Here is a 16448-nt window from a genome sequence, read left to right on the forward strand (position 1 = left end):
ACAATGGAAAATCAGATATTAGATGCCTTGAGTGGCAGTTTTAACTACTCAATTATAGAAGTGATGATTAATTCACTGGTTGCTTTTATTTTAAGTATGTTCATAGCTTACACCTACAAGAAAACACATCAGGGACTGTCATATTCCCAATCATTTGTTTTGACGATTATTTTTATCACAATCATCATTGGATTTGTAATGATGGTTATTGGTAACTCGTTAACACGTGCTTTTGCCTTGGTTGGAGCTTTGAGTATTATCCGCTTCCGAACTGTAGTTAAAGATACCAAAGACACTGCATATATCTTTTTGGCATTAGGCGTGGGAATGGCTGCCGGAACCGGTAATTATTTTATAGCCTTGTATGCGACATTATTCATGTGTTTAATTGCCTGGATATTATATAAATTTAATTTTGGTGTTCAAAGCTCCAGTGATTTTATATTGAGGTTTTATTTTGATAAAACTTCCAAAGAAGACAATTATGTGGAATATATCAATAAACACTCAGAAAACAATGCGCTATTGCATATGGAGCCATCCGGTGATGACAAGCACTTGTACATGACGTTTGATGTATCCTTAAAAGAAGATATCGAAATGAATGATTTTATTGCAGGATTCTCAAAACTTAGCGGCATCAGCGAAGTTGTATTGGTTAGTGCTAAAAATGATATCACTTATTAACAAAAAAACCATTGGTTCGTTCTTCCCGCGCAAGCAGGAACCAACCTCATCGTCATTCCAGCGCAGGCGGGAATCTATATCAGTATTACTTCTGTTGTTCTTCTGCCTAAGTATTTCGGCAAAAGACAACAATATCAGCTACAAGCAGGATGGTCCGTATCGAATTGTTACTGATAAGCATCTAATTAATGATATTCCACTGAAAAATAAGGGTGGCTACCAAATGGTCGTGGAAATTCCCACAGGAACTCGCCAAAAGTGGGAAGTGAATCATAAATCCGGACAAATAGAGTGGGAATTCAAGGATGGAAAACCCAGAGAGGTTAAGTTTTTAGCTTATCCAGGAAATTACGGCTTTCTTCCACAAACACTGAGTGGTGATAATGATCCGCTGGATATCATTGTGTTGAGTGAAGCATTTAATCGTGGTGATATCATCGAAGTAAAAGTCCTGGGAATGCTTAAATTAAGTGACGGAGGAGAAAGCGATAATAAAGTCATTGCTATAACTGAAGGTTCCGGGTTTAAAAAAATAGACTCGTTATCTGAAATGCTCGTCAAAGAACCCAACGTTATTCCAATCATCCGACAATGGTTTGAAGGTTACAAAACTCCCGGGAAAATGGTTTTTTTGGGTTACGAAGATAAAAAGCAAACCATTGAATATATTGAAAAGGCTCATAAAAGATGGAAACTGGAAAAAAATTAAACACCTCTAAACCTTTTCAATCTCTTTCATCAATCTCTCAAGCTTAATTGTACGACCATAGATGCCTCCATCGTGCATTAGATGTAATAAATGTGTTGGCTTAACTTCTTTCACAATCCACTCATAGAACTTGAACTGTTCATCAAGGGATAAGTTGTTAATATTAATGACTATTACCTCAGGGAATCCTAGAATAAAATTTTTCGCAATATATTGTCCAAATGAATCTGCTAATACTACCAGTTTAGTATCGGAATTTATCAAAGGGTTGGAGTATACATAACTAATATTATTTTTATAGACACTTTGAATTCCATTAATACAGTTTTTTCCCTCACAAATAACTATATTAAATTCATCAAAATTATATTTTACAGAAGAATCATAAAGTTTTAACCCAAGCGTATGAGTTCTCAAGTCCGTACTTACATTAACTTTCTCACTTTCAATATTCTGTATTGAATCAATACTCCATAAAGACTTCATAATATCTTTAGCAATTATATTAGGTAGAATGCCATGCCAATGAAAGTGTTTTGGCAAATATACTTGAACCGAAGATTTTAAATCCAGCATTTTTTTCAGAGGGTAATAAATTCTGTAATGTTTTTCATTCATAAAGAGTGATTCCCACCATGCTGGTGAGTTTCTGGTACACCAACTTTTTTGTGGCTCTGGTAAGTTCTCTGGGTATATCTTTCCTTTGGTAGGGATAATAGCAATATCCGAAATAATATCTAGCCGTTTTGAATAATTTAATAATCCTTTAAAAAGACTGATAGTTTTTTGTTGAAACGTTTTTGGCAGTGATTGCACATTGCACACCGATTTAATGAGTAAGTTGGGGTTATCAGCAATGTGTGAATTGAAGTAAATAAAACCATTGTTTCCAACGGTTATTTGTTTTGATGAAATCTCATTGAACAATTGATATCGAAGTTTATTGGAACTACGAATAAAAATTTTTCGGAACCCAAATTGATCAGATAGATAATTATCAATTTGGTTTGTATACCCTTTAATATCATCTATTTTTTTCGGAAAAGAAGGTTTTTGAACTAACACTCTATTTTCATCACTTTTCAGTTTGTCTTTAGTAAATATATGTTTAACTGCTGGCATAGATATGACTAACATGAAAAGTGCTATGAATATTATCTGGTATATCTTTTTAAGCATGTTCAAAATCTGAAATAAATAAATGGGTTGTAGCTACCACTGGCGATATTTAACAATGATAAAAGAAAAATTGATATATAATACATTTCAAACATGATTTTTAAGATTGTAACTTTGATATCAATTTGTAAATATTCTTTCATGTTCATCTGCCTGAATAAAAAATGATAGATTGGCATTGAAAAAACTGTAGCAAATATAAGCGTTACAGATAACGAACTAGTTAAGTATAGAGAGGGTACAAACTCAATCGTTTGACCTTGTCCTAATCCAAACATTGTCTTGAGGAAATAAACCAAGTGATTGAAGTCCTCTGCTCTAAATATAACCCAACCTATTACTACTACGAACAATGTATAGGTATGGCTAAACAACCGCCAACTGGTATCAAGAAGTTTTTTAAATCCCAATCGTTCGAGTATTAAAAAAAATCCATGATATGCCCCCCAAATTATAAAAGTCCACGCAGCACCATGCCATAATCCGCACAACAAGAAAACTACCATTAAGTTGATATAAGTGCGAAAAGGTGAAACCCTGTTACCTCCAAGAGGGATGTATAAATAATCTCTAAACCATGATGACAAACTCATGTGCCATCTACGCCAAAACTCAGTAATTGATTTTGAAATGTAAGGATAATTAAAGTTTTGAGGAAAACTAAAACCCATGATTAAACCTAAGCCAATCGCCATGTTTGAATATCCGGCAAAGTCGAAATAGATTTGTAATGAATAACTAAAAGCACCCAACCAAGCAGTTGAGGTTGTAAGGCTTGCTTGATTTAATGCAAAAATAGCATCTGCTGATACAGCAACAGTATTGGCAATCAGTGCTTTTTGAGCCAGTCCTATAATAAATATCCGGACTCCTTTAGAAATGTTATCGAGGGTGTGAAACCTTGTATGAATTTGTTCAGCAACAGTTTTAAATCGTACGATAGGACCGGCAATTAACTGAGGAAACATCGAAATATAAAGTGCCAGATTAAAAATGTTTTTCTCAACCCGAGCCTCCTTACGATAAACATCAAACAAATAGGATATCGCCTGAAAGGTAAAAAAAGAAATTCCTAATGGTAAATGCACCTGTGATTCTGCTTTGAAAAAACTGATGTTTTCACCCAAAAAATTAAAATACTTGTAGTACCCAAGTAACACTAAATTAATTACAATCCCGGAAACAAGAACGGTCTTTTTAGTGAGATTAAAATTTTTATCAATCAATATTCCAAAAAGATAGTTGAGTCCAATAGATACCAATAAAAGAAGAACATACCCGGCTTCGCCCCAAGCATAAAACAACAAACTGGCGATTAACAAAACCGTATTTTTAAAAGGAGTAATAAAATATAAAACCAAAAACAGCGGGAGAAAATAGAATAAAAATGTAATTGAACTAAAAACCATATTAATTTAGAACCTGATTTCTATGAGATAGAATTTTATTGTCAGACAAATACATATAATCCGTAACCGTGCCATCAACACCTTCATTTACAAGTTTTTGAAATTCTTCCGGGTTATTAAGAGTCAGAGTATAGATAGTTAAATCCCTAAATCCAAATTGTTTTAACAAAGTCTCAAAATATTCTTTTTTGGGCTGGACAGAAATTGCATAAAGTTCTTTAGTTTTTAAAAATTCAACGATATCAGAGTTCAACTCCAAAGTTTTATACATAGCAAACATTATGTTTTTCTTGTTAAATCCCAGATTAATAATTTGTTGATATTCTTCCAGTTTGTACATTTGCGGGATGATTCTTTGATATGGATTTTTAATTGTTTTTATGATTTTTTTTAATCCCTCGAGATTATTTTTTTTTATATCAGCAACCAATATCGCATCAGGATGATTTTCCATCCAGTTGGCAAACTGATTGAGCGAAAGTTGAGTTTGGCTAAAACTCATTTCAAATGTCATAAACTCCTTTAAAGTAGGAGGTTCTTTAGAACTCTTACCAAACAATCGTTGATATGTACGACTCCAGTCATGAATTAATACGAGCTCATTATCACTGGTCCAGTTGAAATCCATTTCAAAATATCGAAGTCCAAATTCATAGTTATGATTTATGGCTTCCAGTGAGTTGAGATAGATCAGACCATTAATGCCACCACCTGCGTGGGCTATAAAAAGGGGTTTTCTTATTGGTTTGACATCAAAAAACCTATTGAAAATAATAAATGCTAACAAGAAAATGATTATTGAAACAATTATGATTCTCGTAGGTTTTTTCATTATTTCTTGAAGTTAATTTAAACTCTTATTATGTTGAGGCAAAAAAAGGCCTAATTATAAACATTTATCCAGACTAAACAAGAAATTGGCTATAATGTAGGGACTCGGGAAAATAGCATATCAGTTTTTAAAAAATGTCTGAACAATTAAAAAATTATTACGCAGCTGTGGATTTGGGTTCCAACTCCTTTCATATGATTGTAGCTGAGATGATTGATAACCAGATGCATGTTATTGATAGTCATAAGGATATGGTTCGGTTGGCTGACGGTTTGGATGCCAAAGGGAATCTTAGTGAAGAGAAAATGAAGTTTGCCATCCAATCACTGCGAAAAATTGGTCAAAGAATAAAACACATTCCCAAATCACATGTTCGGATTGTCGGAACGAACACACTTCGATTGGCAAAAAATGCCAAGGTTTTTATGAAAAGAGCTCAAAAAGCTTTGGGCAAGTCTATTGAGGTGATCTCAGGCCGTGAAGAAGCAAGAATTTTGTATCTGGGCGTGGCTCATAGTATTCAAAATGATGAACACAATCGATTGGTGATTGACATTGGTGGTGGTTCGACAGAGTTAATTATTGGCAATGATTTTACTCCGATATTACGAGAAAGTTTACACATGGGATGTGTGAGCTATACCAACAAATTTTTTTCTGATGGTTTAATTACGCCTGAAAACTGGAATAAGGCTGTGTTGCATGCTCACAGACAGGTAGTTCCGATTGCTTTGGAGTATAAACAATTGGGTTGGGACTTGGCAGTTGGCGCGTCAGGAACTCTGAGAGCGACTGTGAGTGTTCTTACAGAGAATGGACTAACAAATGAGGGAATTGATCCGCAAAGTTTAAATCAGTTGATTGAAAAATGCTTGCAACTTGGAAGTATTAAGAAACTAAGTCGAATAAAAGGATTAAGTCTGCAACGAATGCCGGTGTTTATTGGTGGATTGGCAATTATCAAGGGTTTATTTGATGCTTTGGACATCAAGCGTATGATTGGTTGTAACGGAGCCTTGCGAGAAGGTTTGATTTATGATTTGAGTGGTCGCCTCAATCACAATGATATTCGCAAAAGAACAATCGAAAAGTTATGCAAACAGTTTGAGGTTAATATCTTTCAATCTGAGCTTGTGCGAGCGAGCTTGAATAAAATGCTAGATATCCTTAATCTAAAGTTAAGCGACAAACAAAAAAGATTGTTAAGGTGGGCGACAAAACTCCATGAGCTTGGTCTGAAAATATCCCATTCGCACTTTGAAGAACATGCTGCATATATTTTGAATCATGCGGATATGCCGGGATTTGCTCAACACGAACAAGATAAACTGGCAGCAATTATTGCATCACAAAGACGAAAAATTAAGACAGAGTGGTTACAGAGACTTTCACGAGAGCAAAAAGAAAAAGTGATTCCTTTGATAGTACTGTTTCGTTTGGCGGTTTTATTGAATCGTTCCCGTGTTGAAATTGAGTTTGGACTCGAGAGAATTGAAATAGATAACAAGAATGTTTCCGTCTATTTCAACCAAAACTGGCTGGAGGAACATCCTCTCACCCAAGAAGATATGTATGCTGAAATAAATTATATGAAAGCACTGAATATAAATTATAAATTATTCAGTTAAGTCCCATGCATTAACCCAGTCAGTTTTCACCGGTTTGAAATTAAAGTCGGTAATAAGCAGTTCTTCCATTTCAGGCATGTGTGCAGCGCCATAGAAAATAGCGAGCTTTTTATGGCCTTTATCCAATTGTTCTCTTAATACTTTTAATGCTTTCAGGTTTCTTGTTGTTAGAATGGTTGAGCCTTCCTTGCCCTCTAGAGCATTCATTACCGGATCCATCTCAATAAACTGAACAGCCACTAATTGCTTTAGCTTAGCTTCTCTGTTGTTTGAAAACATGGCAAATATCAAATCCATATCGTTAATTGCATTTGGGTTTGTCGCTTGCTGTTGCATACCAACTAGCCACATACGCAAAAACATGGATAAAAACGATTCTCCTTTTTCATCCATGCTTTTGACAAAATCGTCCGGTGAAATGTCTGCATGGACAAAGTTTTCAGCATCATAATCCACCTCATCCAGCTGAAAAGTCAAACCAAGAACATTTTTCATACCATGCTGAAGCGCTGACAACATGCTTTTGCCCTCACCTGCACTTTTATCGCTAACTTTTGTACCCTCAGGAGCTACTAATTCATAGAGCACAGCATCATAGTTTTTAAATAAGGAGTTGAGAGACTCATAATATGACTTATCACCAACATGAACAGCACTGATTAAGTCCACATAAACATTTGAGGGGTAATTGTTGGCTGGAGCGTATCTCACATTAGCCAATTGTAGATACTGAGGGGCATTGTTTTCATTATACTGAATTCGTAAAAACTGAGTTTTATCATTTTCGACTTGTGAAGAAACGTTAGTTTGCTCCTGAGAGTTGACAATGAGTGCTGTTAACAGGGAGTAAAATAAAACAAATAATTTCATGTGGTTAATAGATACAAACAGAACACCAATTCTAAGGTCTTATGATTAGACTTCAAGGTTTATCTGTTGATTCTTTGTATATCAATGAGTTATTGGTAAAGTTTTTCGATTGTAAAAATGTTGTTATAATGCTCTTTTTTTCAAATTCGAATATTATGAAATCATTAGCCGTTTATTGTTCGTCCAGCAATATCATTCACCAAGACTACTTCGAGGCTGCGAGAATGCTTGGAAAAGCGATGGCTGAGAAAAGTTTTCAATTGGTTTATGGCGGAGGAATGGTTGGATTGATGGGAGAAGTTGCCCGTAGTGTCAAACAACACGGTGGTAAAACTCTGGGCGTGGTCCCTGAAGCTCTCAATTTAGATAATGTTGTTAACGATATTGATGACGAGCTCATTATTACAACAGGAATGAGGGAAAGAAAAGCCATTATGGATGACAGGGCTGATGCTTTTCTGGGCTTGCCCGGTGGTTTTGGAACTTTTGAAGAAATGTTTGAAGTTTTGACCTTGAAGCAACTTGGCTATCATAATAAACCGATTGTGTTTCTTAATATCAGAGGATATTACGATAAATTGCTCGATATGTTTGATCATATTTATTCAGAACAGTTTGCGAAACCGGAATACCGACAGCTTTATCATGTTTCAGAAAATGTGTTGGATGTGATTGATTATTTGTCAGAATATCAACCTCCTCAACTGCCTGATAAATGGTTTGTATAGGCTTTCTAAAATCAAATATGACATTTATGTTACAAAATTGAAGTATTTGTTATATTTGTAATAAGTCTCGAAATTATTGTTTCCAAATAAAAATGCCTGAAGGTCGTTTTGAGGTAAAATGAACTATTCATTTTATCGAGAGAAACAATGGTCAAAAATATTATTTCTGAAATGTTGGGAAAATCACCTGTTTTTCCAATTCAGGGGCATATAAAAACAGCTTATAAAAGTGCTGAGTTATTGCCGGATTTATTTCGTGCTGCCAATTTGAATGACTGGAGCAAAGTTGAATCTATCAATGCAGAGATTCGCAAATTAGAAAATGAGGCGGATGAGCAAAAATTGAAAATTCGCTCCAATCTTCCGAAAAGTCTTTTTATGCCGGTTCCGAGACAAGATTTGCTTGAGCTCGTTTTGGTACAAGATCGAATTGCTAATTTGTCTAAAAGCATATCCGCTATGGTCAAACAAAGAAAAATCCAGATTCCCGCAGAATTCTTTGATGAGTTTATGGAGTTTGTTGAGCTTTGTGTGAATGCAGCGAAATCAGCACGTAAAAGTGTCAATGAATTGGATGAGTTGTATGAAACTGGTTTCAGAGGTGCAGAAGTCGACCTCGTTCAAAAGTTGATTGATAAACTTGATGTGCTCGAAACAGAAACAGATAACAAACAAGACTCTGTGCAACAAGCTTTATTTAAAATTGAAAAGCAGTTGGATGCAGTTGAAGTTATGTTTTTATACAAATTAATTGACAAGGTTGGCGGAATCGCTGATCAATCGGAAAGAGTGGGTCGTCGCTTAGAAATCTTATTGGCGAAGTAATCAAGAGGAAATATTGTGGATTATCAAACTGTTTTTATCACCCTTGCAGGTGTTTTTGGGCTTTTTATGGCCTGGGGTATTGGAGCAAACGATGTTGCAAATGCGATGGCAACTTCAGTTGGTTCAAAAGCAATTAGTATTAAAACAGCAATTATTATTGCGGCAATTTTTGAATTTGGCGGAGCAGTTCTTGCCGGCGGAGAAGTAACATCAACCATTCGTAAAGGAATTGTTGACTCAGCAACTTTTGAAGGGGCACCTGAGCTATTAATATACGGAATGCTGGCATCATTACTGGCGGCCGGTATCTGGTTGTTGATTGCGTCCAAAAAAGGTTGGCCGGTTTCTACAACTCACTCAATCGTCGGAGCAGTTGTAGGTTTTGCCGCAATTGGCGTCGGAATGGATGCTGTGAATTGGGGTCAGGTGGGAAGTATTGTAATGAGCTGGGTAGTCTCTCCACTTACTTCCGGAGTTATTGCTTTCTTGTTATTCCAAAGCGTTCAGGTTTTGATTCTTCGTACTGATGATCCTTTAACAAAAGCAAAAAGATATGTGCCGTTTTATATCTTTTTAACAGCTTTTTTTATGACATTAGTAACAATCAAAAAGGGTTTGAAACACGTTTCAGATATTAGTTTTAGTTCACAAGAAGCCTATCTCTATGCAGCATTGATTGGCGTGGTAGTGGCTGTAATCGGTGCAATTTTCATTAGTAAAATTCAACCCAACAAGAAGAAAGAAAAAGATTTCCACTTTTACACTGTAGAAAAAGTTTTCGCAGTACTCATGGTCATTACCGCGAGTGGTTTGGCGTTTGCACATGGCTCAAATGATGTGGCTAATGCGGTAGGTCCTCTTGCAGCGGTTGTATCAACAGCAAAAACCGGAATGATTACAGGGAAATCAGCATTGGATTCATGGATATTGCTGGTTGGTGGTATCGGTATCGTTATCGGTCTGGCTACTTATGGTAGAAAAGTGATTGCCACTGTTGGTAAAAAAATCACCCATCTGACTCCTTCAAGGGGATTTGCTGCAGAGTTGGGTGCTTCAATGACGATTGTTGTGGCATCATCAACAGGAATGCCAATTTCAACAACTCACACTTTGGTTGGAGCCGTTCTGGGTGTCGGTTTAGCGAAAGGAATTAGTGCAATTAATCTGACAGTTGTTCGAGGAATTTTTGCATCTTGGTTGATAACAATTCCAGCCGGTGCTGTATTGTCGATTATTTTCTTCTTCATCTTTAAATCCATTTTCGGATAAAATGAACCGTAAGGACTCCTGTGCATTCGTTGCAGGAGTCTTTCTTTGCTTGCATAATTATTATCGCAAGTTAAAATAGTTGGCTATGATTTTAAAAGCCGACTATTTCAACAATGTTTCCACCTGATTTGATAGAGGAAAGAATTGCCTCAATGGCTCAGGCTGAGGCATTATTGCATGATCAGGCGACTGCCACGGATAATTCGTTACGATTGTGGTATCAGTGGTATGAACCAAGAGTTGGTGACAAACATGTACGAAAATTGACAAAAAAAATTGTCACTATTGCTTATGCTAGAATGGCATTACGAAATGGCTCTTTAAGCCTTAATCCTAGAAGTTATCATAGCGAAAAGCATATTGATGACCTATTCAAACGCCTTATAAAAATCTCAGCATTGCAAGAGGGTTCAGAAATTCCAGATTATGGTTGGACATTATTGTCTCTTTTTGTCAGTTGCCATGATTTAAGACAATCCGAGACTCCAAATGTGAGTGATTGCGTCGGTTCAAATGAGCAAGCTAGTTTTCAGGAATTATTAAGACTTTTGGAAAAATATGATACAAAAGATTTAATAACAAAAGAACATAGAAATGTACTCAAACTCATGATTCACGGTAGTACATTTGGACGTAGCGAAGACAACAGAGGCAATATTTATAATGGAAAACTGTTGAAATATCTTCTGGTTGATAATACTGAATTTTCTGATACAGATATAGAATTGGCATATATTGCTTGTGACATTGATACTGCGAATGTTGCTGCGGATCTGAAAGATTATGCCCGATCCAGTATCAATGTTTACAATGAAATTCAAAATGTATCTCCATCAATGATTAGTGCCAGAAAATTTTTTGGCGAACAACAGGAGCAATTTTTCTTTGAACTACAGAAGTTTGACTCTAAACTTTGCGGATTGGCATTTGAAATGGGTAAAGAGAAAAATGCACCTCTGGTCAAACAAATTAGTCAGAAAATCAAGCAGCTTGATAATACCTTAACTAATGACGAGGTGGTAAAGCGATATGTTTCCTTGGTTAAATCGTTAGCTTAAAATGATAAGAAAAACCATTTTTGTAGTCAGACATGGGTATGCAAACTCACATGCGGAAACAGACTTTGCCAGGACTTTAACAGAAAAAGGAATTCAAGCAGTGAAACAAACTGCCGATTTTATAAAAAGCTTTTCAGAAAACTTGTCACAAAAAATACAAGCTTGTATATGTTCGGCTGCGGAGAGAACCTCGCAAACTGCAAAAATAATTTGCAGCCATTGCGTGATTGATTGTGTTGAGACAAAAAAAGAACTCTATTCAACGTATTCCGGAGAGTGGCTCAAACAAGTTGAGAACTCGCCATTTGAAACATTGTTATTGGTTGGGCACAATCCTACATTGAGCGAATTAGTCACCCACCTTTCTGGACAAAGAATCTATATGAGCCCATCGGACTGTGCGGTTGTCTCTCTTGAAATTAAAGAAGATGGCATTATTTATCCAGCTGAACTAATCGCTTTTCACAGCAATGAATAAATATCAAATCGAAAGATTTTTACGAAACGCCAAAAACAATTTCAACTATCACTTAAGAAATATACCGGTGGTTACCCGTTATTTGTTAATTTCTATCATTGTGGTTTTCATTCTGCAACATGTGGTGAATTTATATTTTTTCGTATTACAAAGTTTTAATTACGGATTTAACCCGGTTCAATTGATTAGTTATGCTTTTTTGCATGGTAATTTTGCCCATTTGCTTTTCAATGGTTTAGCATTGTGGATGTTTGGTTCTCAGATTGAGCGATACTGGGGAGCTAAAAGATATTTAACTTTTGTATTTGTTTGTATTGTTGGTGCTGCAATCACTCACATGATATTTGTTAATGCGAATGTAATAGGAATTTCAGGTTTGGTATTTGGCTTGTTGTTGGCTTATGGAATGATGTGGCCGGAACGCGAAATCTTTTTACTTTTACCACCGATGCCGGTAAAGGCTAAATATTTGGTTATTGGATATGGGGTGCTATTATTGCTCAATATTCTAACATCAAGAAACGATGGTATCGCGCACTTTGCCCATTTAGGCGGAGCGCTGAGTGGGTTTTTGTTGATTCAGTATTGGCGAAAAAAACCACCATTTCACAGATAAAAAAACGAACCCCGAAGAGTTCGTTTAGAATTCCAAATAACGTTCACATTGAAACTATCTTATTCCCTTAATTTCAGAACGAGCTCTTGAAGAAGAGTTTCTCTCTGATGATGAGGGTTTGTTATTTCGACTGGATGAGCGATCCGTGTTTGATCGTGTTGGCCTGACAGCAGGTTTGCTATTGTCATTCACAACTGGTTTCGATTGATTTGGTGAGGACGGTTGAACTCTTTGTCCTTGATTCTGAGGAGTTGATATTGTGCTTCTGTAAGTTGGTTTTACAACAGGGCGATTGCTAATCTGAGGTTTAGTTTGTATGTTTCTGTTATAACTACCTTGGTTCTGTTGATTGTTTATGGTTCTGTGGTTATTAGAGTAACTACTACCCCTGCGAATTTCTCTGACCTGATTGTAGCTTGTACTTGAATTTTGGCGCATTTGCTCCTGTGGGCGAGGTTGGTTTTGTGTATATGGCCTATTGCTTGTATTGCCCCTGTACGATGTCTGTGAATTCGAAGAGTTTTGATATCGGTTGTTGTTATATCGGTTATTTGACTCTGTGAAAGGTTGGCGAGTTGTCGGTTGTCTTTGGCTGGAGTATCCCTCAGTTGTTCTTTGCCTGCTGTTGGGTCTGGGCGTGTTTGGTGAAACACGGTTATTCACACTTACACGACTGTTAGGTTCGGTGCTTCTGTATGTGTGTCTTGGGTTGTTGGTGTATCTATTGCTATAGCCATGATTGTTTCTTGCAGCTATACGAGCCACTTCTGAGCGAGCTGAGATGTGTCTGTCGTTGCGATAGCTTCTCCAGTAGTTATCCCAATAACTGGAATAGTAATAGCTGTTATAAGGATTGTAGTAATGATTGTGATGTCTTCTGCTCGGAGAATCCCAAAAAGAATTCCAAAAATAGTCGATTCCAAAACTCCATCCATAATAATCATTGTAGGAAACATATCCCCACGGAGAATAACTTCCCCAGTAGCTATAAGGGCTATAGTAGTAATGGTTATAAAAGCCGACTCTCGGATAACGATATGGGCTGTAATAGACATTGCTGTAGTTGACACCCCAACGATCGGGATAGTAATTGTATGAATAATAGTCATCATAACCGTAATAATCATCGTATCCGTAGTAGTCGTCTTCATAGTAAATATCATCGTAATCACTGTAACGATAATAGTCTGAGACACAGCCTTGTAGCATAAAAATGATAGCTAGAATGGAGAGGATTCTTTTCATGATCATATAACAATATCTTAAAGTATTGAGATTATAGTTTATGGAGAATGAATTTTAACTGAATGTCATCAACTTGTAAAAGATAAGAGTGATACAAAGGTTGGGACTATTTAGTGGCTATTTCATTATATTATTATCTGCTAATGTTGCTTTGTATCCTCTAAACCTATATAATTCACCCGCTTTTAACAGGGGCTAAAAATCGGAAGTAAAATGAATCCGGTTTTTCATGAGAGAAAAAACCAATAGTATGAGTGATAATTTATCTTTCACGCAGGTCAAAAAGAAGGTTTTTCTCATACCGATTTGGCAGTTGCTGGTAGGTCTGATTGTTTTTGCAATTTTGTTTGTTGTTTCTGATTTCACATCAGCAATCGCAGGGTTGTACGGGTCTTTAGTGGGTGTGGTTGGAAGTCTGGTATTTGCCGGAATGGTTTTTGGATTTGGAATTCGTTCAGGGCAATTAACTACCGGAAGAATATTTAAAGCAGAAGCAATAAAATTCCTTGTGGTTGCAATATTGTTTTACTTGGCTTTTGCTGAATTAGCACTTCCTTTTCTCTCAGTGATTGTGGGGTTTTTTGCTACTTTAATAGTATTTATTTTAGCATTGTTAATGTTATTTAGGTGAAGAGTATAAATAATGAGTGATGGCGCAAGCGATATTGGCGGTTATATAGAACACCACCTTAAGAACAATACACTAGAATTAGTGGAAGGTTCGTCATTTTGGTCAATACACATGGATAGTTTGGTCTATACATTAATAACGGCAGTTGTTTACCTATTGTTTTTTGGCATGGTTGCCAAAAAAGTTAAGTCAGGTGTCCCTTCTAAAACACAAAACTTTGTAGAGATGGTGGTTGGTTTTGTTAATGAACAAGTCAAAGATTTGTTTCATTATAAAAGCAAAGTGGTTGCGCCATTGGCTTTAAGTATATTTATATGGGTCTTCCTAATGAATTTCATGGACTTAGTTCCAGTTGATTTGTTACCGGCAACAGGTCAGGTTGTTGGGATAGAATATATGCGGGTAGTTCCCTCTACGGATCCAAATATTACACTTGGCATGTCTTCAGCAGTTATATTGTTAGTAATGTTCTATAATTTTACTAAAAAAGGACTTGGTGGATATGCAAGAGAATACTTTGGCCACCCTTTTGAATCAAAAAACATTGTTGGAAAAATAGTTTTGTTTATACCCAACATGTTACTAAATACAGTTGAAACAGTCGCAAAGCCAATATCTCTTGGTTTGCGTTTGTTTGGAAATTTATATGCAGGCGAGTTGATTTTTATGTTAATCGCTGTGTTTACTTTAGGGTATGGGCTTGAGCAGTTGTTATCATTTGGCGGGGTTATAATGGTAGTTGCACAATTCATCCTAGGTTTAATATGGACATTGTTTCATATAATAATTATTACATTACAAGCGTTTATTTTCATGATGTTGAGTGTGGTATATCTGGCTCAGTCTCATGATACTGGACACTAGTAAAAATTTAATCATTTAACTTTTTTAATTTCGTCAAAATAATATAATCGGAGAAAACGATGGAAAACATGGCATTAATCGCTGACATTCAAGGTATGACAGTAATCGCAGTAGCAATGATAATCGGCATGGCTGCATTAGGAACAGCAATTGGTTTTGCAATATTAGGTGGTAAACTATTAGAATCGTCTGCCAGACAACCAGAATTGGCACCAATGCTACAAGGAAAAATGTTCTTAATCGCTGGTTTGCTAGATGCAATCTCAATGATTGGTATTGGTTTGGCACTGTTCTTCACGTTTGCTAACCCGTTTTTGGGGCCTTTAACTGCAAGCTAATATAAATCTATAGCAAAGTTGTTAATTAGATTTATTTAGGAGTATCGCAATGAGTATAAATGTCACACTACTAATTCAAATGGTTGTTTTCTTTGTTGTTGTTTTAATAACAATGAAATACATCTGGCCGATCATTCTTGGTGCGATGGAAGAGCGCGAAAAGCAGATTGCAGACGGTTTGGCTGCAACCAATAAAGCAGAAGCTGAATTGAAAAAGGCTCAAGAAGAAGCGGAAAGCATTCTGAATGAAGCAAAAGATCAGGCGAGTACAGTTAGGGAATCAGCCAACAAAATGGCAACCAAGATAAAAGATCAGGCAAAAGCGGAAGCTTTGGCAGAAAAAGACCGTCAAATGGCTGCCGCAGTTGCTGAGATTGAGCAAGAGGCAAATCGTGCAAAAGAAAATTTGAGAAAACAAGTTTCAGCTTTGGCATTGGCCGGAACTGAAAAACTGTTAAACAAAGAAGTTGACTCAAAAGTTCACGCCGATTTATTGAATGATTTGGTAAAAGAGATATAACATGGCTGAACTCATTACTCTGGCAAGACCTTATGCTAAAGCAGCTTTTGATTACGCAAAAGGAGAAGGCTTGGTTGAGTCTTGGTTGAAACAATTATCCGTTTCGGCAGGATTGGCTTCTGTTGATGAGGTTATTGATGCTTTTTCATCACCAAACAAAGATTTAGCAAGTTTGGTTGATATGCTATCTGGTTCTGGCGCAGATGAGGGTTATAAAAACTTTATCCAGTTGCTGGCAGACAACAACAGATTGGTGTTATTACCCGATGTTGTCAGTGTTTTTAAAACTATCAGTGAAAATGATGCTAAAACATTGAGTGCCGATGTTTATACAGCAGAAGAAATCAGCAAAGAACAGGTTGAGGCGATAACCGCATCTCTATCAAAAAGAACCGGAAAAACCGTTAAAGTGACTCAGCACATTGATGCTTCATTATTGAGTGGCGCAAGAGTGGTTGCGGGTGATTTGGTGATTGATGGTTCTTTAAAAGCCAAATTAGAAAAGCTGAAAACAGAATTGTTGAATTAATTTAAGATAATCACGAGTGGAAACAAGCCACTC

At 36.4% G+C, this 16448-nt stretch carries 19 protein-coding genes; 14 read left to right on the forward strand and 5 right to left on the reverse strand.

Going from position 1 to position 16448, the window contains the following annotated elements; translation table 11 throughout:
* Positions 1–3: 3 nt before the first annotated feature.
* Positions 4–687 (forward strand): DUF4956 domain-containing protein, encoded by a 684-nt coding sequence (locus R3F25_05440; protein MEZ5496258.1) that lies wholly within the window; start codon positions 4–6, stop codon positions 685–687.
* Positions 671–1396, forward strand: a complete 726-nt coding sequence (locus R3F25_05445) for an inorganic diphosphatase (GenBank protein ID MEZ5496259.1) — start codon at positions 671–673, stop codon at positions 1394–1396. The genes R3F25_05440 and R3F25_05445 overlap by 17 nt, the downstream gene beginning before the upstream one ends.
* A gap of 6 nt (positions 1397–1402) precedes the next feature.
* Here the strand turns inward: R3F25_05445 and R3F25_05450 are convergent, their stop codons facing one another.
* Genes R3F25_05450 through R3F25_05460 form a run of 3 tightly spaced genes read right to left on the reverse strand, consistent with a single transcriptional unit; the run spans position 1403 to position 4816 of the window.
* Entirely contained in the window at positions 1403–2518 is a 1116-nt protein-coding gene (locus R3F25_05450) for a hypothetical protein (protein ID MEZ5496260.1), read from the reverse strand.
* Positions 2519–2577: 59 nt separating this feature from the next.
* The gene (locus R3F25_05455) at positions 2578–3984 is read right to left on the reverse strand and encodes an MBOAT family O-acyltransferase (GenBank protein ID MEZ5496261.1); all 1407 of its coding nucleotides are present in this window, start codon (positions 3982–3984) and stop codon (positions 2578–2580) included.
* A 1-nt stretch (position 3985) separates the two neighbouring features.
* A complete protein-coding gene (locus R3F25_05460) occupies positions 3986–4816 on the reverse strand; it encodes a glycerophosphodiester phosphodiesterase family protein (GenBank protein MEZ5496262.1) in 831 nt (276 codons plus the stop codon).
* 134 nt (positions 4817–4950) lie between these two features.
* On the opposite strand from R3F25_05460, the gene R3F25_05465 reads away from it, so the two are divergent.
* Positions 4951–6444: an exopolyphosphatase gene (locus tag R3F25_05465; protein ID MEZ5496263.1), complete on the forward strand. Its 1494-nt coding sequence runs from the start codon at positions 4951–4953 to the stop codon at positions 6442–6444.
* Here R3F25_05465 and R3F25_05470 read toward each other — a convergent pair.
* Positions 6433–7314 (reverse strand): hypothetical protein, encoded by an 882-nt coding sequence (locus tag R3F25_05470; protein MEZ5496264.1) that lies wholly within the window; start codon positions 7312–7314, stop codon positions 6433–6435. The two genes, R3F25_05465 and R3F25_05470, sit on opposite strands and share 12 nt — an antisense overlap.
* 155 nt (positions 7315–7469) lie before the next feature.
* Here R3F25_05470 and R3F25_05475 point away from each other — a divergent pair, with 155 nt between their 5' ends.
* From R3F25_05475 to R3F25_05500, 6 genes are all read left to right on the forward strand, one after another.
* Complete coding sequence (locus tag R3F25_05475; GenBank protein MEZ5496265.1) at positions 7470–8042, forward strand: TIGR00730 family Rossman fold protein; 573 nt, start codon at positions 7470–7472, stop codon at positions 8040–8042.
* Between the two features lie 147 nt (positions 8043–8189).
* On the forward strand, positions 8190–8867 hold the full coding sequence (locus tag R3F25_05480) for a TIGR00153 family protein (protein ID MEZ5496266.1): 678 nt from the start codon (positions 8190–8192) through the stop codon (positions 8865–8867).
* 66 nt (positions 8868–8933) lie between these two features.
* A complete protein-coding gene (locus R3F25_05485; protein MEZ5496267.1) occupies positions 8934–10136 on the forward strand; it encodes an anion permease in 1203 nt (400 codons plus the stop codon).
* A gap of 113 nt (positions 10137–10249) precedes the next feature.
* Entirely contained in the window at positions 10250–11194 is a 945-nt protein-coding gene (locus R3F25_05490; GenBank protein ID MEZ5496268.1) for a hypothetical protein, read from the forward strand.
* Position 11195: 1 nt separating this feature from the next.
* Positions 11196–11672, forward strand: a complete 477-nt coding sequence (locus R3F25_05495; protein ID MEZ5496269.1) for a histidine phosphatase family protein — start codon at positions 11196–11198, stop codon at positions 11670–11672.
* Complete coding sequence (locus tag R3F25_05500) at positions 11665–12288, forward strand: rhomboid family intramembrane serine protease (GenBank protein ID MEZ5496270.1); 624 nt, start codon at positions 11665–11667, stop codon at positions 12286–12288. Before R3F25_05495 ends, R3F25_05500 begins: the two co-directional genes overlap by 8 nt.
* 54 nt (positions 12289–12342) lie before the next feature.
* Here the strand turns inward: R3F25_05500 and R3F25_05505 are convergent, their stop codons facing one another.
* The gene (locus R3F25_05505) at positions 12343–13533 is read right to left on the reverse strand and encodes a hypothetical protein (GenBank protein ID MEZ5496271.1); all 1191 of its coding nucleotides are present in this window, start codon (positions 13531–13533) and stop codon (positions 12343–12345) included.
* A gap of 250 nt (positions 13534–13783) precedes the next feature.
* Between R3F25_05505 and R3F25_05510 the strand changes: the two genes are divergently transcribed.
* From R3F25_05510 to R3F25_05530, 5 genes are read left to right on the forward strand one after another with little or no spacing between them, the layout of a single operon-like run.
* Complete coding sequence (locus tag R3F25_05510; GenBank protein MEZ5496272.1) at positions 13784–14164, forward strand: ATP synthase subunit I; 381 nt, start codon at positions 13784–13786, stop codon at positions 14162–14164.
* Positions 14165–14176: 12 nt separating this feature from the next.
* On the forward strand, positions 14177–15028 hold the full coding sequence (atpB, locus tag R3F25_05515) for a F0F1 ATP synthase subunit A (GenBank protein MEZ5496273.1): 852 nt from the start codon (positions 14177–14179) through the stop codon (positions 15026–15028).
* A 59-nt stretch (positions 15029–15087) separates the two neighbouring features.
* Entirely contained in the window at positions 15088–15366 is a 279-nt protein-coding gene (gene atpE, locus R3F25_05520; GenBank protein ID MEZ5496274.1) for a F0F1 ATP synthase subunit C, read from the forward strand.
* Between the two features lie 49 nt (positions 15367–15415).
* A complete protein-coding gene (locus R3F25_05525) occupies positions 15416–15886 on the forward strand; it encodes a F0F1 ATP synthase subunit B (protein ID MEZ5496275.1) in 471 nt (156 codons plus the stop codon).
* A 1-nt stretch (position 15887) separates the two neighbouring features.
* Entirely contained in the window at positions 15888–16415 is a 528-nt protein-coding gene (locus R3F25_05530; GenBank protein ID MEZ5496276.1) for a F0F1 ATP synthase subunit delta, read from the forward strand.
* Positions 16416–16448: the final 33 nt, after the last annotated feature.

This window comes from Gammaproteobacteria bacterium, assembly GCA_041395445.1.
In the GTDB taxonomy this organism is placed as follows: domain Bacteria; phylum Pseudomonadota; class Gammaproteobacteria; order Xanthomonadales; family Marinicellaceae; genus NORP309.